At 66.1% G+C, this 20804-nt stretch carries 13 protein-coding genes, 1 tRNA gene and 1 pseudogene; 5 read left to right on the forward strand and 10 right to left on the reverse strand.

Annotation, left to right across the window (positions count from 1 at the left end; all coding sequences use genetic code 11):
- Nucleotides 1-143 precede the first annotated feature (143 nt).
- From IPK69_01165 to IPK69_01175, 3 genes and pseudogenes are all read right to left on the reverse strand, one after another.
- Nucleotides 144-575: pseudogene (locus IPK69_01165) on the reverse strand (FKBP-type peptidyl-prolyl cis-trans isomerase).
- A gap of 660 nt (nt 576-1235) precedes the next feature.
- Nucleotides 1236-2216, reverse strand: a complete 981-nt coding sequence (mdh, locus tag IPK69_01170; GenBank protein QQS09270.1) for a malate dehydrogenase — start codon at nt 2214-2216, stop codon at nt 1236-1238.
- Between the two features lie 365 nt (nt 2217-2581).
- Entirely contained in the window at nt 2582-3283 is a 702-nt protein-coding gene (locus IPK69_01175) for a fibronectin type III domain-containing protein (GenBank protein ID QQS09271.1), read from the reverse strand.
- Between the two features lie 1027 nt (nt 3284-4310).
- Here IPK69_01175 and IPK69_01180 point away from each other — a divergent pair.
- The 3 genes from IPK69_01180 (at nt 4311) to IPK69_01190 (ending at nt 6566) form a co-directional block, all read left to right on the forward strand.
- Nucleotides 4311-5117, forward strand: coding sequence for a hypothetical protein (locus tag IPK69_01180; GenBank protein ID QQS09272.1), 807 nt, complete (start codon nt 4311-4313; stop codon nt 5115-5117).
- Between the two features lie 219 nt (nt 5118-5336).
- A complete protein-coding gene (locus tag IPK69_01185) occupies nt 5337-6011 on the forward strand; it encodes a flavin reductase family protein (GenBank protein QQS09273.1) in 675 nt (224 codons plus the stop codon).
- A 225-nt stretch (nt 6012-6236) separates the two neighbouring features.
- Nucleotides 6237-6566, forward strand: coding sequence for a hypothetical protein (locus IPK69_01190; protein QQS09274.1), 330 nt, complete (start codon nt 6237-6239; stop codon nt 6564-6566).
- Between the two features lie 113 nt (nt 6567-6679).
- On the opposite strand, the gene IPK69_01195 is transcribed toward IPK69_01190, so the two are convergent.
- The gene (locus tag IPK69_01195; protein QQS09275.1) at nt 6680-8548 is read right to left on the reverse strand and encodes a hypothetical protein; all 1869 of its coding nucleotides are present in this window, start codon (nt 8546-8548) and stop codon (nt 6680-6682) included.
- Nucleotides 8549-8740: 192 nt separating this feature from the next.
- On the opposite strand from IPK69_01195, the gene IPK69_01200 reads away from it, so the two are divergent.
- Nucleotides 8741-8831 (forward strand) — tRNA-Ser (locus tag IPK69_01200).
- Nucleotides 8832-9000: 169 nt separating this feature from the next.
- Here the strand turns inward: IPK69_01200 and IPK69_01205 are convergent.
- Together IPK69_01205 and IPK69_01210 are read right to left on the reverse strand one after the other, a co-directional pair.
- Nucleotides 9001-9726 (reverse strand): hypothetical protein, encoded by a 726-nt coding sequence (locus tag IPK69_01205; GenBank protein QQS09276.1) that lies wholly within the window; start codon nt 9724-9726, stop codon nt 9001-9003.
- An 823-nt stretch (nt 9727-10549) separates the two neighbouring features.
- On the reverse strand, nt 10550-11692 hold the full coding sequence (locus tag IPK69_01210; protein ID QQS09277.1) for a hypothetical protein: 1143 nt from the start codon (nt 11690-11692) through the stop codon (nt 10550-10552).
- Between the two features lie 490 nt (nt 11693-12182).
- On the opposite strand from IPK69_01210, the gene IPK69_01215 reads away from it, so the two are divergent.
- Nucleotides 12183-13850 (forward strand): hypothetical protein, encoded by a 1668-nt coding sequence (locus tag IPK69_01215; GenBank protein ID QQS09278.1) that lies wholly within the window; start codon nt 12183-12185, stop codon nt 13848-13850.
- A 114-nt stretch (nt 13851-13964) separates the two neighbouring features.
- On the opposite strand, the gene clcA is transcribed toward IPK69_01215, so the two are convergent.
- The 4 genes from clcA to IPK69_01235 all read right to left on the reverse strand — a co-directional run bounded on the left by clcA (nt 13965) and on the right by IPK69_01235 (nt 20785).
- Nucleotides 13965-15647 carry a H(+)/Cl(-) exchange transporter ClcA gene (gene clcA / locus IPK69_01220; protein ID QQS09279.1) on the reverse strand — a complete coding sequence of 561 codons (1683 nt, stop codon included), beginning with the start codon at nt 15645-15647 and terminating at the stop codon, nt 13965-13967.
- Between the two features lie 60 nt (nt 15648-15707).
- The gene (gene gltX, locus IPK69_01225) at nt 15708-17432 is read right to left on the reverse strand and encodes a glutamate--tRNA ligase (protein ID QQS09280.1); all 1725 of its coding nucleotides are present in this window, start codon (nt 17430-17432) and stop codon (nt 15708-15710) included.
- A 54-nt stretch (nt 17433-17486) separates the two neighbouring features.
- Nucleotides 17487-19673: a S9 family peptidase gene (locus tag IPK69_01230; protein ID QQS09281.1), complete on the reverse strand. Its 2187-nt coding sequence runs from the start codon at nt 19671-19673 to the stop codon at nt 17487-17489.
- Between the two features lie 128 nt (nt 19674-19801).
- Nucleotides 19802-20785 (reverse strand): ABC transporter ATP-binding protein, encoded by a 984-nt coding sequence (locus IPK69_01235; protein QQS10383.1) that lies wholly within the window; start codon nt 20783-20785, stop codon nt 19802-19804.
- Nucleotides 20786-20804 lie beyond the last annotated feature (19 nt).

The following is a 20804-nucleotide window of genomic DNA, read 5'->3' on the forward strand; positions in this document are numbered from 1 at the left end:
GTGTGTTTTCACGTCACGATTGGTTACTTGGGGTTCTTGGGGACGAAGGGCGGCGGGCCGTCCATCGGTTCGATCTTGATGCCGGGATCCTTGCCGACTGGCTGGGGCGGCGTGGGCTGGGGCGGCGGGGTCGCGCCCGGCGCTTCGACCGCGAGGACGTCGAGGTCATAGGTCAGCGTGGCGTTCGGCGGGATCTTGTTGCGGGGACGGCCCGCGGCTCCGTAGCCCATCTCCGGCGGGATGAAGACGCGGACGTGGTCGCCCTTGTGGAGGCCGATCGCGGCCTTGCTGAAGCCCTCGATGACGCCCTGGCCGAGGGTGAAGGTGAAGGGTGCACGCCCGATCGAGGTGTCGAAGACCGTGCCATCGGTGACGGCGCCGGTGTAGTTGACGGACATGCGTCCGCCCATCTCGCCGGCCTCGCCGTCGCGGTTGGTGTAGTTGATGACCACAAGCCCGTTCTCGTTGCGGATGCCGATCTCGGGCTTGAACTTGGTGAAGGTGTAGCTCTGTCCTTCGGCGGGGCCCCAGACCTGTGAGCCGTCGGCGCCGAAGCCGCGATCGGCGGTGGTCATGACATCGCCCGAGACGGTCATCTGGCTGGTCATCTCGACGGCGTTCGCGAGCCCGGTGGGGTATGGATAGGGCGTGCTCGCGGAGAAGCCCATGCCGCCGGGGCTGACGGCGAGGTCGAGCGTGCCGATGAGGTTGCGGTGCGGGAAGTCGCTGGGGAAGACCTCGGGCGCGGCCCAGGCGCCGATGGCGCCCTGCTGCACGCCGTTGGGGAGGCGGAACTCGAACGTGCGGAGACGGATCTGGCCCTTGTGGCGGTAGAGCTGCCAGATGGTCTGGCGGCTGGGGGACCACATCGCGTCGAGGCGGCCCGACTCGGCATAGAGCGCGTTGGGGAGGCCATCGATCACGACCGGGGCAACGGCGACGAACATGTCGGTGCTCTTGGTCGCGTCGTCGCCCTGGGTGACCGGGAGCTGGGTGCGCCAGGTGCCGACGAGGGCTTGGCCGATCCTGGCGAGTTCGTCATCGCTCCAGGCAAAGACCGGAGCCGGGGCCTTGGCAGCGACGGCTTCGACGACCTTGGCGGTCATGGTGTCCTGCGCATGGGCCGCGATGGGCGTCAGCGTGACGACCGACGTCGCCGCGAGCGAGAGAAGCATCCGTTTCGTGGGATTCATGGTTCTTCGTTCCTTGGTGAGTGCGAGTGCGATATCTGTGGATCAGGCGAGATCGGGGTACAACTTGCCCACGACCGAGACCAGCTCCTTCACGTGGCTGATGGACTCGTTCATGAACTTCTGCTCCTCGGCGTCGAGTTTGAAGGTGATGACCTTCTCGACGCCGCCCGTGCCCAGGACGCAGGGGACGCCGACGAAGTATCCCTTGCCCTTGGCCCCGGGCGCGACGCCGAACTGGTCCTCGCAGTACGCGGCACAGGCGATCACGCGCTTCTTGTCGCGGACGATCGCCTCGACCATCTCAACGGTTCCGGCGCTGGGCGCGTACCACGCGCTGGTGCCCATGAGTTTGACGACCTCGCCGCCGCCGACCTTGGCTCGGTCCACGCAGGCCTGGATCTTTTCCATGGGGAGCAGATCGGTGACGGGGATCCCGTTGACGCTGGTCCTTCGCGGGAGCGGCACCATGTCGTCTCCGTGCCCGCCGAGCAGGAGTCCCTGGATGTCCTCGGCGCTCACGCCGAGTTCCCACGCGAGGAAGGTCTTGTATCGTGCGACGTCGAGCGCCCCGGCCTGGCCGATGACGCGGCTGGGCGGGAATCCCGTGACCTTCCACATGACATAGACCATCGCGTCGAGGGGGTTGCTCACCACGATCACGACGGCGTTGGGGGCGTGCTTCTTGATGTTCTCGGCGACGCCCTTCACGATCCCCGCGTTGATCTGCACGAGGTCGTCGCGGCTCTGTCCGGGTTTGCGGGGCACGCCCGCGGTCACGATGACCACGTCGGAGCCTTCGATGTCCCTGGGCTCAAAGGTCCCGGTGATCTTCGAGTCAAAACTCTCCACCGGCCCGCAGCACGCGAGGTCGAGGGCCTTGCCCTTGGGCATGTGCAGGTCGGGCTTGTCCTTGATGGGGATGTCCACGAGCACGACATCGCCCAGTTCCTTCATGGCCAGGGCGCGAGCGCACTCGCCCCCGATGTTCCCGGCCCCGATGACGCTGATCTTCGCTCGACGCATGGACTCTCCGTTGATGTTCGACGCGGTCAAACCCGTCAAAGACTGGGCGAAAGGCCCCCAGCAGGTCTTTGGTCGGGGGTCAATGGTAGCGCGGGGGGCGAGAAGAAGGCATCGGGGATCGGGCATCGGGCATCCGTGCAGATGCGGCGGGATCTGGCCTCTCTCACGCCCAATCCCTCCTCATCCCCCCCTCCCCGCTCCGCGTCCCCCCCTCCCCGCTCCGCGTCCCCTCCTCTCTCCTCCGCGTCCTCTGCGTTCGCCTTCCTCACCCCCAACGACAAAGCCCCCGGCGGACCGTTCCACCGGGGGCGTCATTCACTCCTGTCGGGATCTCACGCGATCCCCCGCCGCGAAGCGGCGCTCGCTCACGCCGCCATCTGCAGCGTGGCGCTGGTCATGTTCCCCGCGGCGTCGAAGCCGAACTGCACGAGCACGACGTCGCTGGGCAGGCCCCAGTCCTCGCCGCGCCGGCCGCGGACGATGTACTGCGCGCCCGAGGCCGCGCTCGTCGAGGGGAGGCTCTGGTCGGTGAAGGCCATGCGCCGGTCGCGATTGGTCGCGCCGGGGGCGCCCCCGATCCCGACGAAGGCCGTCTGCCCCGGGAGTTTCCTCGTGACCTCGAAGAACGCCCCGCTGCTGGCCGCGGCGTTGTCGGCGGTCCACGAGAGCGTCACGGCCCCGCTCGGCTGCAAGGTAATGATGAAGTCCTCGGGCTTGCCCACGGCCGGCAGCGGCGACGGGGGGGACGGGAGCGGGATCTGCGCGAGGTTGTAGACGACCGCCGGGTTGGGCTGCTGGGCGGCGTGGGCCTTGATGAGATCGATGCACAGGGCGGCCTGGGTGCGCATGAGGGCGACGGCGTTGTAATACTCGCTGGTCGCGGTCTTGCTGGCGAGGCGCGCCTCGAGCGCGGCGTCGAGCGCCCCGCGCGCCGCCACGGTCCGCGCCTTCAGAAGCGTGACCATATCGGACGCCAATCCGATCGCGGCAAAGTTGGATTCCCACGTGTCGTTGTGGGTCTCGCAGAAGACGATCTGCTCTTCACGATTGTCAGGAAGGACGGCCATCACGGTCTCCATAGGAAAGAGGCTCTGAATCGGCCCCCGCGTCACGCGCGCGGGCGTCCCGATCCCGGCACACCCCTCCGGGATCACACGTCCCGGAGCCGCGCGCCGTGGGGTCGCGGCCACGAATGGCCCACGCCCACGCCCGACCATCGACGTCCCCAAAGCAAGTGTTCACGACGGACCGAGACATAGTCCATTCGCGCGGTCCATATGTGACGTCTGGACCGGGTACGAGGGGCACGGGCCCGCGATCCCTCCCACATCTCGTGGGGCAGGCGGCCCGCCTGCCCCTCCCTCTCCTCCTTCGCGCCCCTCTCACTCAATCCCCCCTCTTCCCCCCCCTCCCCGCTCCGCGTCCCCTCCTCTCCCCTCCGCGTCCCCCCCTCCCCACTCCGCGTCCCCCCCTCCCCACTCCGCGTCCCCCCCTCCCCACTCCGCGTCCCCCCCTCCCCACTCCGCGTCCCCCCCTCCCCGCTCCGCGTCCCCCCCTCCCCGCTCCGCGTCCCCCCCTCCCCACTCCGCGTCCCCCCCTCCCCACTCCGCGTCCCCCCCTCCCCGCTCCGCGTCCCCCCCTCCCCGCTCCGCGTCCCCCCCTCCCCGCTCCGCGAACTCTGTTCTTACCTCTGTGTCCTCTGCGTTCGTCTTGGCATGAAGAAGGCATCGGGGATCGGGCATCGGGCATCGGGGTGGGCGACCCGCGTTCTGGCACAGATAAACCGTGCGGACCCTCCAGATGACTCTGATCTGGCCCGGGATCGGAGCAATCTGGGCCGGGATCAGAGCACTCAGGCCCGGGATAGGAGCAATCGTGGACGGGATCGGAGCACTCTGACCCGGGATCGGAGTGATCTGGTCCCGGATCAAAGGAATCTGGGACGGGATCAGTGTGATCTGGGGCGGGATTGGTATCAAGGCGAAGACGAACACAGAGGACGCAGAGGAGTGAGGAGGGGGAAGAGGGGGGATTGGGTGAGAGGGGCGCGATGAAGAAGAGGGAGAGGCAGGCGGGCCGCCTGCCCCACGAGGTATGGAAGGGATCGCGGGCGTCTACCGTTCCCTCATGGCCGACACGCCCGAGAACACGGCGGCGTCAATGAACGAGAAGCCCGCCACGCCGCGGACGAGGTCCCTCTGGCGGCGGGTTCGCCGCGCGGCCCGCGTGGTCGCAGCGGTGGTGCTGGGGCTGGTGTGCGTGCTCGCGCTGGTGGCGTGGCCGCTTTCGTATGTTCGACGCGCGACGCTCACCGTGATACGGGATGTTTCGGTCGTTGCGAACTCGACGACCTCGTCGCTGTTGATGATGCCCTCGGGCCCGAATCCAAGCGGCTATGAAGCGAGCGGATGCCATGTTTCGGTGTTTGTGTTCCCGGGAATGTTTGGCATAAACGCTTGGATCCGTGATATCTCCAGGGATCACAGGTACCAGTATGAATCGCTCATCACCGATTGGAACGCTGAGGCGCACCTGACCCCGGCGATGGTGATGGACACCCCTAAAAATGTCGACCAGCAATGGGTGATCTCGCCGCTCTTGAACGCCGTCGGGATCACGTTGCGAACACAGTCAATGTCCTCGATCGGATTTCGGAGCACGGTGATCATCATTCCGCTCTGGATCATCATCCTCGCGAGCGGCATCCCGGCGTTCTTCCTCTCGCGCGGCGTCTTCTGGCGGCGGCGCGGGCCGGATGAGTGCGTGACGTGCGGCTACAGCCGGGTCGGGCTGCCAATTGGAGCCGCGTGTCCCGAGTGCGGGAGCGCGAGTGGGGAGAAGGTCAAGGCGAACGCCGAGGACGCGGAGGGGAGCACAGAGGTCGCGGAGGGGAAGGAGTGAGAGGGGCGGAGTGAAGAGGAGGTAGGGGCAGGCGGGCCGCCTGCCCCACGAGAGTGGGTCGGGGTCGCGGGCGCGACGCCGGGGATGGAGTGCCTTGCCCCAGTGCCTCGGCTCCCCACCCTCCACGAATGCCGAATCACGAATCACGAAGGCCGGGCCTTTGCTCTCGAATGCCGAATCACGAGTCACGAAGGCCGACGTGCAGCCGTAGCATCGCCCATGGACATCGATCCCGCGTCGCTCTCGCAGCCCGATCGGTACAAGTTGCTCATCGGCGGGATCGTCCCCAGGCCAATCGCGTGGGTCTCGACCGTGGCCCCTGATGGGAGCGGTCCCGCCGGGCGCACCAACCTCGCGCCCTTCTCCTTCTTTTCCGGCGTGGGGAGCAACCCCCTCTCGCTCCTGTTCTGTCCCGCCCTCAACGAGCGCGGCGAGGAGAAGGACACGCTGCGGAACGCGAAGCCCGTGGACGAGGGCGGCGTCGGCGAGTTCGTCGTCAGCGTCGCCACGCACGCCCTCGCGAGGAAGGTCGCCGCGACCGCCGAGGCGTTGCCCCATGGCGAGAGCGAGTTCGAGGCGTTCGGCCTGACGCCGGCGAAGAGCCGCGTGGTGAGGCCGCCGCGCGTGATGGAAAGCCCCTTGTCGTTCGAGTGCGTGACCGAGAGGGTGATCCGGTTGAACCCCGGCGCTCCCGCGGGGGGTGTCATCGTCATCGGCCGGATCGTGAGCGTGCACGCGGCGGAGGGAATCGTGAACGAGCGGCACCACATCGACCCGGCGGCCCTCGACGCCATCGGACGCATGGGCGGATTCGACTATTGCACGACCCGGGAAAGGTTCCAGATGCCCCCGGGGCGGAAGGCGTTGGACGCGTCATCGCCGATGGGCGGGTGATGTGGATCAAGGGCGCGGGCGAGCGCGGATGAGGGGCGTGGGCGCGACGGTCTCTGATCGTCGCGCGGCGTCGATGGGTCCTCGCGCGATGCGGTCTGGTCCTCGCGCGGAGCGGAGTGGGCACATCGCGCTTGCATTGCGGGCGATGATCCTGTAGATTCTGTCGTGAACGGCAAGGATCGCGGCGAGTGCCGCGTGCCGAGACACTCTTTGGGAGTCAAGGACATGGCCAAGAAGGCAAAGAAGAAGGCGAAGAAGAAGGCCGCGAAGAAGGCGGGAAAGAAGAAGGGCGCGAAGAAGTCAAAGAAGAAGGCGACCAGGAAGGCGGCGAAGAAGGCCGGGAAGAAGAAGTCCGCGAAGCGGGGAGGGGGGGGCGCGAAGAAGGCGTCCGGTCGCAAGAAGGCGAAGAAGAAGGCCCGGCGCACGGTCCTCTACAGCAGCAAGGGGAAGAAGTTGTACGCGGTCCGCTCCGCGGGCGGGCAGTTCAAGGACATCCAGTCCTATCAGAAGGCCCACTCGATGGACATGGCGCGCAACGCCGCCGACGAGCAGTAGATCGAGTCCGCATTTCGCGGACTTTGGCTCGTGGGAGACGCAAAGAAGCGGGCCTGGCCGAGTGGTCGGGCCCGTTGTTCTTTTGGGGTGGGCGTGCGCGGCATTGATGCGGGTCAGGGTGCCGTTGATTCGGCGGGGGTCGTTGTCGTGGCGTCGGCGTGCGACGCCTTTCGGTACAAGATCAACTGGCTCTCTGTCGTGTGCGTCGGGGCGTTGGTCTTTCCCCGGGCGTCGTTGACGTAGTCGTCGAGGATGTACTCGAGGTTGAGCGGGCGATCGGCGGCGAGGGCGTCCGTGACATCGACGATCCATGGACGCACGACGTCGCCCGGGGCCCACCCGGCCCGGTCGTACTTCCACGTGCCCCCCTGCGGGCGACACGGGTTCAGGTAGTTGTCCGTCTTCCACAGGGTGTTCGTGAACGCGTGGCCGTTGGCCTTGAGCGTGCGCCCGATCGACATGAACTCGGCGGCGTTGCCCGTGTTCGGCGACATGCCATGGCCGGAGACGACGAGTCGGACCTTGGCGGCGACCGTGTCCCTGGGAATCGCGATCTCCTTCGGCGTGTAGAACTCGCTGGGCGGGTGATCGGGGTCGCCGATGGTCGGATTGCCGCACCAGAGATTGATGACGCTCGTCGCGATGAGATTCTCGGGGGCCGGGCCGGGGTAGTACTCGAGATTCAGCGAGACGATCCAGCCCTCGCCATAGGTCGTGCACTCCTGGACGAAGCGCTTTCGGCCCATGAGGAGAGGTCGCAGGTCCGAGACATCGACGGACCACTCATAGCCGCGGTGGTACGGGGTGATGTAGCGGATCATCTCGGTGCGGTCGGTGCCGTCCTCGTTCTCGATGGAGATGTGGGCGATCCGGTCCCAGGGGTCGAAGCGTGATTCTGGCTTGTCGAGGCGCAGAGTGGCGATGATCCGGCCGACGCCGTCGAGGGACTGGGGGAGATCGACGACGCTGGTGTTCGTGGTGTGTTCCTTGTCGTTGAGGACATGGTCGAGGGCGACGATGCGCGTCGGCGGCGTGGGGCGAGTGACGAGATTCGACTCGACGATGGAGAGGTCATCGAGCAGGACATCGCCCGCGGTCTCGGCGTTTCTCGCGCCGAAGAACCCGCGGCCGCTGAAGGCGACCATGCCGGGTATGAAATATCGATCGAACACGGTCTCGTCGTCGAGGGTGAGCGTCACGTCGGCCCCGCCGGTCACGAACTCGATCGTCGCCCTGATGGCATGGGGCTTCTCATCACGGAACTCGGTCGCGGTCGTCTTCTTGATGATCTCCAGGCCGTCCCAATGCAGCGAGATCTCGTGCTGCGGGCGGTCCATGGCGTTGCCCGAGCCCTTGAAGGGGTCGCGATTGACGGGGTTGCTCGCATCGAGGCCGAGGCCGAAGGCGTGGCGGAGGTTTGGCGCTTCCCAACCCCACACGGGCCGCTCGAGCATGGCGTTGCCCCAGGGGTCCTTGCTCTCGTCGGGCTTCATCGGGACGGGGAGGAAGGGAGTCGTCGCAGCGTCGGCACCATCGCTCGCGTCTTTCGTGGTGGTGGGAGAAGGAATGTGATCGGCGTCGATCCACGCGAAGCCCATCCCTTCTGTTCCCGTGTTCATCACGACCGTCCAGCCGATCACGACGGTCGATGGGACGAATCCGACGCCGGCATTCACTCCTTCGAGCGACTCGTCATAGGGAATCGCGATCACCGCCGACGAGTTCGCCCAACTCTCGAGGAGGTAGAGTTTCCCGTCCTCGATCCGCGGGGCACCCATCCGCTTCTTCGCGTCGCCGCTGAGTTCGCTGGGCCAGTCCTTCAGGTTGACGGGCACGGCGTCGGCGTCGTCGAAGTGCCAGGTGCGCCCCTGGGCGTGCACCGGGGCGAATGGCGGCGGCTCGACCACCGGCGCAGGAGCCTCTGGAGAATCGACGTGGGGCGTTTGGGCGAGGAGGCCCGCGACGAGGAGGATCTCGATCATGCCGCATCCTATTGAGAGTCAGCGGGCGGCACCGCCGATGGGGATCGCCGACCAACGTGAACAGGCCCCACGAGAACGCCCTTGACCGGAGCGGGAGGCGGACCGTCGGGTCGTCGAGGTGGTTCCAAGTCGGGCTGGGCGATGGCGACTACAGTTGGCCCCGCTCCGCACGATGGCGTGCGTGCGACCCCTGGAGAGGTGGCCGAGCGGCTGAAGGCGACGGTTTGCTAAACCGTTATACGGGTTCAGGCCTGTATCGAGGGTTCGAATCCCTCCCTCTCCGCTTTTCTCTGGTGGACGCCCCGAGTGGCGGGCCCCGGCCTGACGGTTCCTACCCGCCTCACGAGGCCCATCGGACACGCCCACCAAAATACAGAAAAGCCCCGGAATCTCCGGGGCTTCGTTCCTTGGTTCTTCAACGTTGGGCCAATGGCCTTTGGCCGCGTCCGTCCTCACGCCGCCTTGGCCGACGGCATCGCGGGCTGGACGTAGCCGACGTTCGCCGACTCGCTCGTCGACGCGACCGTGGCCGACTCGCTCCCTGGCTCGGCGCCGAAGTTGATGGTCAGGATCTGGCTCGGCGGGCCGTACTCGCCGTTGCGCGAGGCCTGGACGACGTACTGCACGCTGTCGGGCCCCTGCACGAAGGTCTTGTCGACGAACGACCGATTCCCGCTCACGCCGATGAAGGCGAACGGCTGGCTCGACGACGACCGGCGCGTGATGATGTATGACGTGCCGCTCGTCCCCGGGGGGTTCTCGCACTTCCATTTGAGTTGCAGGGATCCGCTGGCGGGGTCGATCCCGACGGCGAAGTCCTTGGGGGTCCCCGGGGGGGGCGGGGTGGAGGGGGTCGCGGGGGCGGGGATCTGCGCCAGGGCATAGACGACGCTGGGGTCATTACTATTCTCGGCGAACATGCGGACCAGCCTTATAATGTCGGCCGCCGAGCGCCGCGCCTGGGCGATCGCCCCGTTCTGGGCCTCGGTCGCGGCCCGCGCCGCGGCCGCCGCGGTGAGGCGCGCCTCGAAGGCGACCTGGGCGCCCTCGGTCAGCGACTGGAACTGGGCGGCGACGGCGGGGCTGATCCCGATGGCCACCGCGTTATCGGCCCAGGTCGTGGAATGCACGAGGGCAAAGTTCAGAAACTCCTGATTTCCATCGGGCAAGACGGCCATGCGATGCTCCTTCTTCGGTTCGCGCCCCGGATCGGCGTCCTCCCGGTCACGCGCCGAAAGAAGAAACCGTCCCGGAGTGCGTCGAGGGCATCGGCGACTCGCCGCCGCGGATGAACCCCGATCCGCGCCGCGCACGAGCGAGCCCCCGCGCGATCCGTCCACAGCCGCGATCCGGATCATCCGGTCCAGTTCTTGCATTCGAGGCGACGCGTCGGATCCCCCCACACCATCCGACGCTTCCAACCCGCCGAGTCGCCCCAGAGCGCACGACGCTCTCGTCCTGTCGCCCGCCCGACGATCGTCGCGATCGCCCCTTCCCGCGCCTCCCCACCGTCCGACAATCCTTCTGTTCGGGTGCGGCGGACTTCCAATCGCCTCCGCGACGTCCACGCCGAACACGGCAAGGTCCGAATCGAAAACGGCGACGAGCAAAGCGTCCCGGTCAGGAACCAAAGCGGCCACGGCGACGACCAAAGCGTCCCGGTCGGGAACCAAAGCGGCCACGGCGACGACCAAAGCGGCCACGGCAACGACCAAAGCGGCCCGGTCGGGAACCAAAGCGGCCACGGCGACGACCAAAGCGGCCACGGCAACGACCAAAGCGGCCGCCGGGAGTGTTCCCGTGCCCGCCGCAAGACCTCCGGCGGGCGTGGGAAGAGTTCGCCCGCCCGCCCATCACGCGAACACCCCCACCCCGCGCGCGAGCACCCCCGCCCCGCGCGGACGAGCGAGGTCCGATCACGCCTGCGGGCCGGGCCGAGAACAATGGAAGATCGAACAACGAACCGGGGTGTCGGCGATCGACACCCACGCCGTGGGGTTCTTACCGTCGCCGCCGCGTGGTTGCGAGGGTTCCGGCCAGAATCAATGATACCATCGCTCCGGGGGTTGGGATCGTGACGAGTACCGGTCCTGACGCAAAGTGCAGTCCATCCCCGGAAACGATGAGTTGGCTGAAGAGTGTGAGATCCCCAGTGTCAACACCGTGATATTGGAAAAAATCAACCGCCCGCATCACACCGGTCTCTTGGGTCCAGATCCACGACCCGAAGCCATCCGGGGCACCAAGCGCGCCGACGAGCACACTTCCGTCATACGACGCCCCGCTCGGAAAGATCCCGGTGAAGGGAGCGCCATCGGTCCAGCCCACGGCGACTCCATCATGAATCGCAAATCCACTCGCATAGATCGTGCGTCCGTCCCCCGTGATGGCGGTCGCGTTTCCAAACAGAATCGGTTGCCCGCTCTGCGTGACCAGTGGTGTGAGGGCTGGCTGCGATGTGTCCCAAGCCCAGGGGCCACTAATAACCGTTGAGTTGAAAGCCCAGTCACCGACCACGATACTCCCATCGCTCGACATTCCATTGGCGTGGTTCCACGTGCTCCCGCCGGGGAAGGGGGGGATCTGGACTCCGCCGCTCTCGGTCCAGCGGTACGCCGTGCTCCGGCCGATGCTGTCCACGAAACTCGTGTTCAGCATCGCGATCGAGCCGTCGGTGTTCAGATGGGTCACGCGGCCCTGACGCGTCTGCCCCGCGAGCGAGACGTTGGGAAGATCGCGGAACGTGCCGTCGTCGTAGTACAGGCGGGGAGGAACATTGGGCGTGAACGAGTTGGAAAAGCCAACGACGAGGCCATCGCCCGAGATTCTCGGAAGATCGCCCGCGGCATACTCGGTGCGGGTGCCGCCAGGCGCGTACCGAAAGACAGGCCCGTTCGAGGAGCCGCCCAAGGTGTAGCTCCAACCAACGACAACGCCGTCGTGCGAGATTCCGGTCACGGTGGTAGACGTGAACCCAGGCGAGGGCTGGATGTACTCGATCGAGGGGGTCTGGGCGAGGGCGGATGTGGACGGCGTGGTCAGGCCCGCGAGGACGACCAAACCACCAACCGCCGCCCGAACCATGGCGGAGGTCTTCGCCCGGTTCGCCGACGGGCCCGTCCGATTTCGATGGTCGCTTCGCATCTGGCCGCCTCCGATCGCCCCACTACGGAGAATGTGCGCCATGTTTTCCAGAATGCCAACCAAAGTGGAGAGAGTATCTTGGGATTCTGCGAGGTCGGAGTCTGGAGTCGTCTTCTCTCCAGGATCCATTCGACTGGCACCGTGCTCATCTTCCCTCCCCCCCCCGCCGCCCCCCCGCCCCCGCCCTCCGCCTTCCTCGGCGTTCGGATTCCGACAGGACGTCCCATGCCGAGCGGCTCGGGAGTCGTTCTAGATTGCTTGTTTCTGGACGTTTCGGTAGCATTTGTGAAGATTGGCGCAAGATCGTGACGGAGACGCCGCCTTCTGTCGGTGGGTCGAGACGGCCGACGGGAGGCATGGGGTTGGGGGTGATGGGCGTGGTGGCGGCGAGAGCGGGCGCGTCGGGCCTCGTGGGTCCGGCGTCGAGGCGTGCACCCGGCTTCGCACCACGGCGGACGCCCGACGGCTTGCCCACTCGTGGAGGTTCAACATGAAGGTGTGGGAAACTCGTGGGCGGTCGCTCCTTTTGGTCGCGTGCGCCGGGATGGGCCTTGGGCTTGGGTTCGAGCGGGACGCCGCGGCCCAGTGCGTGGTGACGGACGTGTACTCGGGCGGGTTCCGCCATGTCGCGACGGGCGCGGCGACGCTCGAGCCGCTCGCCGGTCGCCGACTCGCGGTGCACAACCTCGGAAGCAGCGGGCAGGACGGCGTCGAGATCAAACTCCGCAGCGTCTGGGGCGGGGGCGTGAGCGTGGACGTGGATGAAGTCCTCGCCGCGGGAGGCTCGGGGCTTGCCACCGGGATCCGCATCAGACCCAAGGGCTGGGACGGCACGGTCAAGGGCAACCTGCGCGTCTCCGCGGGAGCTGTTCCGGGCGAGTTGATCATCGAGCACGCCGAGTCCACGATCGGAACCGACCATTTCGTGTACCGCTTGTACGACTCTACCGGGAATGTGCTCGACACCGGCACCGTCGCGTCGTCGATCGCCGCGTTCACGTGCACGCCGATCACGGGCGGCCTCCCCGGGGTGACGTCAACCGCCATGGCCATCGAACGCAAGGGCCCGCCCGGGCAGCACCGCTCCTCGATGCGGTTCACGGGCGGACCGGGCGCCGTCGCGCTCCAGTGCACGGTCTCCGGACTGGCCTCGGCGCCGGTCCCCGGCGTGCACACCATCGAGTTCGAGTCCATCGGCTCGACCGACGACGGGCGCACGCAATCCGTCGACATCGACGCGGACGACCTGACCGACCTGATCGTGGGCGACCCGCACATCGCCTCGCTGAACGTCCCCTGCCCGCCGTGGGACTGCGCCTCGTCGTTCGACGATCACGCGATCTCGGGCATCGGGGGCGCGACGATCAAGGATTTCTGCGCCGGCGAGGTCTGCGACGGCACCGATCCGGAAAAGCACATCGTCCTCGTGGACAACCTCGGCAGCAGCGGGCAGGACGGCGTGAGCGTGGACTTTGGGCCCGTGGGCGACGGCTCGGGGCTCCAACTGGGCCGCAGCGGCAACTGCTGCCGCGGGCACGTCATCATCATGAAACTTTATGATGATGCCAACACCGAGAACATGCGAGTGATCTGCTATTCAGTCAACGCCATCCCGTGGACTGAAAAACTCACCTGTGACGCCACGGCCACGCCAGGCGCGGTCGAAATGGAGGTCGTCGTGTATTCCTCCGGCAGCGGCGGGGGTGGTGGCGGATCGAGCATCTACGACCCAAACTTCGATTTCACCCCAACGGCCGTGCGAGTCTTCAGCGGGCTTACCATCGATGTCGATGTCCTCAATCCATGCTCGAACGGGAGTTGGGTCAAGGTCCCCGGCGGCACGGGCCAGTGGTGGCAGGACGCCGTCTATCGCTGCGAGAGCACGATGGATTTTCTCCTGCCCAGCGGCGAGATCCTGAGCGGGAACGCGATCGCCATCCGCCCGGTGCTCAACCCCGCCACGATCCCGCCGCGCGTGCGCCGCGTCGAGATGACCAGCGACTATGGCGGATCGCTCTATGTCGACGACATCCCCCTCGCCAGCCCGCCCCAGTGCGTCAGTGACGTGGACGACGGGACGTTCACGGGCACGCCCGACGGCGGAACCACCATCGACGACCTGCTCTACTTCCTCTCGCGATTCAATCTCGGGTGCTGATCGTGGATCTCTAACACGTATCAGCGGCACGACATCGATGATGTTGAATCACCACCGCCCGGGCGATGTTCGCTCGGGCGGTATTTTTGGTGCGAACTCCGTGAGCCACGTCCCCTAGTGCGCCCGGCACATGTCCACGACAGTGAGGGCCGATTCGGGCGTGTCGCCGGGCGTCAGGACCGTGACGTGATCCCCCGCCATCACGCGGGTCGAGCCGATGGCGACGATCTCCTTGCCGCGACGCTCGATGTGCACGACGTGGCACCCGACGGGGAACTTCGCGTCGCGGAGGAGGGCGCCGTCGAGGATCGAGCCGTGCTGCACGCCCATGACGACCGGCACCGGCTCGGCATGGACCACACCCAGTCCTCGGTGGCGCAGGTCCTCGTCGAGGAGGGCCTCATAGATCGGCTCGTCCTTCAATCGCTCGGCGGTCATGTACGACGCCAGGCACGCCACGGCGATTGGCAACAGTTGGTTGTAGTTCCCCGTCATCTCGAGGATCAGGACGATGCCCGTGAGCGGGGCGCGGACAGAGCCTGTGAACCAGGCCGCCATGCCGAGCATCGCCATCACGCGCGGGTCGAGATCGACGCCGGGGAAGAGCGCCTGGAAGGCCTTGCCATAGAGGAACCCCGCGAGCGCGCCCATAAGGAGCATCGGCGCGAAGATCCCGCCCGGTGCACCCGAGGCATACGACACCCAGGTGAGGAGCAGTTTCGCGGCGAGCAGCACCGCGATCCACCAGATAGCATGCGAGACGAAACTGTTGTTGAGCAGGTCGTTCGCGACCGAATGCCCGCCTCCGAGCGCCTCGGGAATCCACCACCCGACCAGCCCGACGATGAGGCCGGCGAGGCCCGTGAGCGACCACGAGGGGAGCCTGGGAAACCGCGACATCGTCGAACGCGCCACGCGGCTCGATCGCATCAGCCCCTTGTTGAAGAGCACACCCGCTGCACCGCCCACGATGCCGAGCACCGCCACCGCCGGGATCGCCACCAGCGGCGTCATGGAGTCCTGCAGAACCCGGTCCACGATGTGGAACGACGGCAGTGAGCCGGTGAGGAATCTCGCGACGATGTCGGCGCAGACCGCGGCGAGCAACGCGCCGGCGTAGGTGATCGGCGACATCTCGCGACGGAGTTCCTCGATCACGAAGATGAACCCCGCGAGTGGCGCGTTGAAGGCCGCCGCCAGCCCCGCCCCCGCGCCGCAGGACACGAGTTGGCCCGTGACGCGGGGTTTGAGTTTCAGGAGATCGCCCATGGCGCGACCGACCGTCGCGCCCAACTGCACCGTCGGACCTTCGCGACCGAGCGACAACCCCATCCCGACGCCGAGCACGCCGCCGATGAACTTCACGGGGAGGAGCCGCTTCCATCGGATCTCCCGGAGTTCGAGCAGAGACCCCTTGATGTGCGGAATACCGGAGCCCGAAGAATCCGGCTCGAACTTGCGGACCATCGCGCCGACGATCGACCCGACCACCAGTCCCACAGCGGGCAGGATCATCCAACCCCAAGCGGCACGCCCGTCGGCATGGAGCCACGCGAGAAGTTCCATGCGCCAGTTCTCGGATTCGTGAAGGCACCACTGGAAGGCCACGGCGATTAAACCCGCGATCACACCCAGCACGCCGACGCGGATGAAGTGCGCCGAGCGCCCGGGTCCATCGCGCCCGACCCGTAACTCTTCCAAGGGCTCACGGCTCGTGTTCGTTGAGGGGCTCTTCTCGACGACGGTGGCGGTTTGGGTACTCTCGTCGATGTCCTGGGCCGGTTCGGTCTCGCTCACCTCGGTCTTCCTTTGCGTGTGCTCGAATGACTGACTTCATTGACTCAACGATGGAGTTTGTCACTGGAAGGTCAAGAGGCATCGATCGATCCTCGCCAGCGTGTGGTCGCGCCCGAGGACGCCGAGCGTCTCGCCCAGGCCCGGGCTGACGCCGGCGCCCGTGACGGCGACCCGCAGCGGCTGAGCCACCTGCCCCATGCCCAGGTCCTTCTCGCTCGCGTACCCCTCGATGACGGCATGGATGCTCTCGGGCGTAAAGGTCCCGATGTCGTGCAGTCGCTCGCGCAGATCCTTGAGAACGCCCAGGCCTTGCTTGTCGTTGGCGAGAAGATTCTTCTTCACGGCCGCGTCGTCAAACGGGTACGCGTCGTCCTTTATGACCGCCCACCACGCGTTCTTCACCGCGTCGGCGAAGGTCTTGGCCCGGGGCTGGAGGCCTCGCGCGAGGATCGACCAGCGATCCTCGACGATCGCCGCGGCGAACTCCGGCTCATACTCCTTCGCCCACGCCCGCCAGCGACTCGCGAACTCCTCCGCCGGGAGCGACTGGATCGCCGAGGCGTTGAAGGCCATGAGTTTCACGCGGTCGAACTTGGAACTGGTCTTGCCGATGCGCTCGACAGAGAAGTGACTCGCGAGGAAGGCGGCGTCGAACTTCTCGAGGTCCTTCCCGTCTTCGGTCTTCATCCCCGGGTTCCAGCCCAATAGCGAAAGGAAGTTGACGATCGCCTCGGGGAGATAGCCGCTTCGCCGGAAGTCGTCGACCTCGATCTCGGGAAGGACGACGCCCAGCGTGCCCGCGATCCTTGACGCCGTCGCGACCGAATCGTTCTCCGCGTCCATGAACGCCTGGAGTTCGCCAGCCTCGACGCCAATGCGAGCGGCGAGCGTCGCGAGCCCTCCCGGCGAGGTGTCCTTCTTCACCTCGGCCTTGAGCGCCACACGGGCGACTTTCGCCTTGTCGCGCTTGCTCATCTTGCTGCCATCCATGTTGCTGATGATCGGCATGTGGGCGTAGACCGGCGTCCGAAACCCAAGCGCCCGCTGGAGCGCCACGTGCCGCGGCGTGTTGTTCAGGTGCTCCTGCGCCCGCATCACGTGCGTCACGCCCATCGTCTCATCATCGACGACGACCGCGAAGTGGTACGTTGGCATGCCGTCGGCCTTGCGGATCACGAAGTCGTCGAGTTCGCCCGCCGCATACTTGACCTCGCCCAGGACCTCATCGACGACGACGATCTCGCCCGCAGGGGCGGCCAGCCGAATCACGCACGCCTCGCCTGCACGCCGCCGTCGCTCGCGCTCGCCTTTGGGGATCGCCATCGCCCGCGATCGGTCGTAGCGGAAGGTCTGCTTCTTCGCCGTCACCTCGCGCCGCATCGAATCGAGTTCCTCGGTCGTGTCGAAGGCGGCATAGGCCATGTCCTGCTCGATGAGCCGCTCGAGGTGGGTGTTATAGAGGTGCAGCCGCTGGGCCTGGAAGAACGGGCCAATGCCGCGCGGATCGCCGCCGACGGGCTTGGTTCGACCGTCGCCGGCCTCGAGCACCGGCCCCTCGTTCCAGTCGATCCCCAGCCAGGCGAGATCCTCCATGATGCCACGCGCCGACTCGACTGACGACCGGGCGAGGTCGGTGTCCTCGATGCGCAGGATGAACCGACCGCCATATCGGCGAGCAAAGGCCCAGCAGAACAGGGCGGTGCGAGCGCCACCGACGTGCAGGTGTCCGGTTGGCGACGGGGCAAAGCGCGTGATCGGCGCGGTCGACGAATCGGTGGAAACCATGGGCCATAGCCTAGGTTCGCCGGATCGCCGAGGTCTGTTTTCCCGTCTCGCGGGCTATGGCTTGGCGTCGTGCATGTCGAGCGCCCGCACGAGGAATGTCCAGCGATCCGCCGAATCCTCGATGATCTTCGCCGTGGGCTTGCCCGCGCCGTGCCCGGCCTTGCTCTCGATGCGGATCAGCACCGGACTCGGGCACGTGGGCGACTGGGCCCACTGGAGCGCCGCCGCAAACTTGAAACTGTGCGCGGGCACGACGCGATCGTCGTGGTCCGCCGTCATCACCATCGTCGGCGGATAGCACGTCCCCTTCTTCACGTTGTGCAGCGGCGAATAGGCAAAGAGCGCCTTGAACTGGGAATCCGTGCTCCCCTCGCCGTCGGCGGCGCCGTAATCGCTCCGCCACGCGTGCCCGATCGTGAACTTGTGGAACCGCAGCATGTCGAGCACGCCAACGATGGGCAGGCACGCGCCGAAGAGATCCGGGCGCTGCGTCATACACGCCCCGACGAGCAGCCCGCCGTTGCTCCCGCCCATGATCGCGAGTTTCTTGGGCGTCGTGTACTTCCGCGAGATCAGATATTCACCCGCGCCGATGAAGTCGTCGAAGACGTTTTGCTTTTGCTCTTTCGTGCCGGCCTGGTGCCAGTCCTCGCCATACTCGCCCCCGCCGCGGATGTTGGCGACGACGTACACCCCGCCCATCTCCATCCACACGAGATTCGATACAGAGAAACTGGGCGTGATCGAGATGTTGAACCCGCCGTATCCATAGAGCAGCGTCGGATTCGTCCCATCGAGTTTCACGCCCTTCATGTGGACGATGAACATGGGAACTCGCGTGCCGTCCTTGCTGGCGAAGAACTCCTGCTTTGTCTCGAAGTCGTTGGGATTGAAATCGACCTTGGCCTGCTTGTAAATTGTGCTCTCGCCGGTCGTCGTGTCATAGCGATAGATCGTCGGCGGCGCAGTGAACGACGTGAACGTGTAGAACGTCTCGGTGTCGGTGGACTTGCCACCAAACCCGCCGGCCGTGCCCACGCCAGGCAGATCCACATTCCGCACGAACGCGCCATCGGTGCCGAAGACCTTGATCTCGGATCGCGCATCGCGCAGGTAGTTCGCATGGAGTTTCCCGCCGACATATCCCACGCCCGTGAGCGTCGCGTCGCTCTGGGGGACGATCTCCTTCCAGTCCGCCCGTGCCGGATGATTCAGATTGATCGAGATGACGCGGCCGCGCGGCGCATCAAGATCCGTCTTGAAGTAGAACGTCGGCCCGTCGTTCCCGATGAAGTCATAACTCGCATCGAACGCGTCGAGGAGTTTGTTCACCTTCAGATCGCCCAACGTGGCCCTCGCGCCGTCGCCCGATCCGAGTTCCTTGACATAAATCCGGTTCTTCGGGTCGGTCCCGATGGAGACGTGGATGACGAGATAGTTCCCGTCGTCGGTCACGCCGCCATAGAACCCCCAGTCCTTCTTTGCCTCGCTCGGCTCGTGATACACGAGCACGTCCCTGGACTGCTCCGTCCCCATCGCGTGGAAGTACAACTTCTGGTAGAAGTTGCTCGAACGAAGGGCCTCGCCCTCCTTGGGCTCGTCGAACCGCGAGTAGAAAAACCCGCGACCGTCCTTCGTCCACGACGCGCCGGAGAACTTCACCCAGTGAACCTCGTCGCTCGTGTCCATTCCCGTGGCGATATCTCGAATGCGCCACGTGTTCCAGTCCGAGCCGGCCTCCGCGACGCCATACGCGAGATACTTCGCGTCGTCGCTCACGGCCGTTCCCGCGAGGGCGACCGTTCCGTCGGCGCTCAGCGTGTTGGGATCGAGCAGCACCCGCCCCTTCTCCCCAAGCGAATCGGCGACGTACAGCACCGACTGATTCTGCAGCCCCGAGTTGTACGAGTAGAAATATTTGCCGCCATCCTTCGACGGGCTGCCGAACTTCTCGAAGTCCCACAACTTCGTCAGGCGCTCGATGATCTGCGACCGCTGGGGCACGGCGTCCAGATACGCGTGCGTCACGGCGTTCTCCGCCTCGATCCACGCCTGTGATTCCGCCGAATCGGGATCTTCCAGCCAGCGGTACGGATCGGCGACCTTCACGCCGTGGTACTCGTCGACCTGCTCGCCGCGCGGCGCGGGCGGATACGTCCACGCCGTCTGCGCTCCCGCGCAGCCGACCAGTCCAACGACACCGAGCGAGGCAACAAGCGATCCGAGCAACCGGCGATTCATGCGAGCGTCTCCGTGGGCCGGCGTCACGCGTCGATCACGCGCACTCGCGGCCACGAAGGATAGTGCGTGCCTCGCACCCGCGCATTTCCATCAGAGAATCGCGGCGCAACAGTCGTGTCACGCCAAATCTACTGCACCAGTCCCTTCGTCAGTCGCATGAACGCCGTCTCCAGGTTCACCGGCTCCTCCGTGAACTTGGTGATCCGGAAGCCCTGGTTTACGAGCACGCTGGGAATGTCCGACACGGCCGCCCCGGGGCTTTCCTCGTAACTCACGTGGATCAGGCGTGCCGGCGGCGCCTTGCCCACCAGCCGCGAGTTCGTCGCCGCCGGGTTCTCGTCGACGGCGATCGCGACCTTCTTCACCCCCGCCATCTTTCCGAGCATCTCCGCCGCCTGCTCGACACGATCGGACACGCCGATGTGGAGCACGTGCCCCATCCGCGCACGCTTCACGATCTCCTCCACCGTCCCCGAGAAGAGCAACGTGCCTCGCTCGATGATCCCGACCACGTTGCACAACTCCGCGAGTTCCGGAAGGATGTGGCTGGAGATCAGGATCGTCTTCCCCATCCGCCGCAGTTCCTTCAGGAGTTCACGCATCTCGATGCGTGCACGCGGGTCCAGCCCGCTCGCCGGCTCGTCCATCAGCAGCACCTTCGGGTCGTGCAGGAGCACCCGCGCCACACTCAATCGCTGCTGCATCCCGCGCGAAAGGCTGTTGACCTCCGCCGTCGCCTTGTACGTCAGGTCCGTCAACTCCAGCACGTCACGCACGACCTTGCGACGCTGCTGCCCGTGGATGTTGTACGCCGCGGCAAAGAACTCCAGATACTCCGTCACCACCATGTCCTCGTACGCCCCCATGAAGTCGGGGACATAGCCGATGAGCGGGCGAATGAGCCGGTTCTGGTACCCGATCGTGTACCCCGCAATGTTCGCCTGTCCCGAACTGGGGCGCAAGAGCGTCGCGAGGATCTTGATCGTCGTCGTCTTCCCCGCGCCGTTGGGACCGATGAACCCGAAGCAGTCGCCATCCTGGATCGTGAGATTCAGGTTGTTGAGGGCGACCAGTTCGCCATAGTTCTTGGTCAGGTTGATCGTCTCGATCATCGCCACGCGTCGGTCTCCT

The sequence above is a fragment of the Phycisphaerales bacterium genome, assembly GCA_016699835.1.
In the GTDB taxonomy this organism is placed as follows: domain Bacteria; phylum Planctomycetota; class Phycisphaerae; order Phycisphaerales; family UBA1924.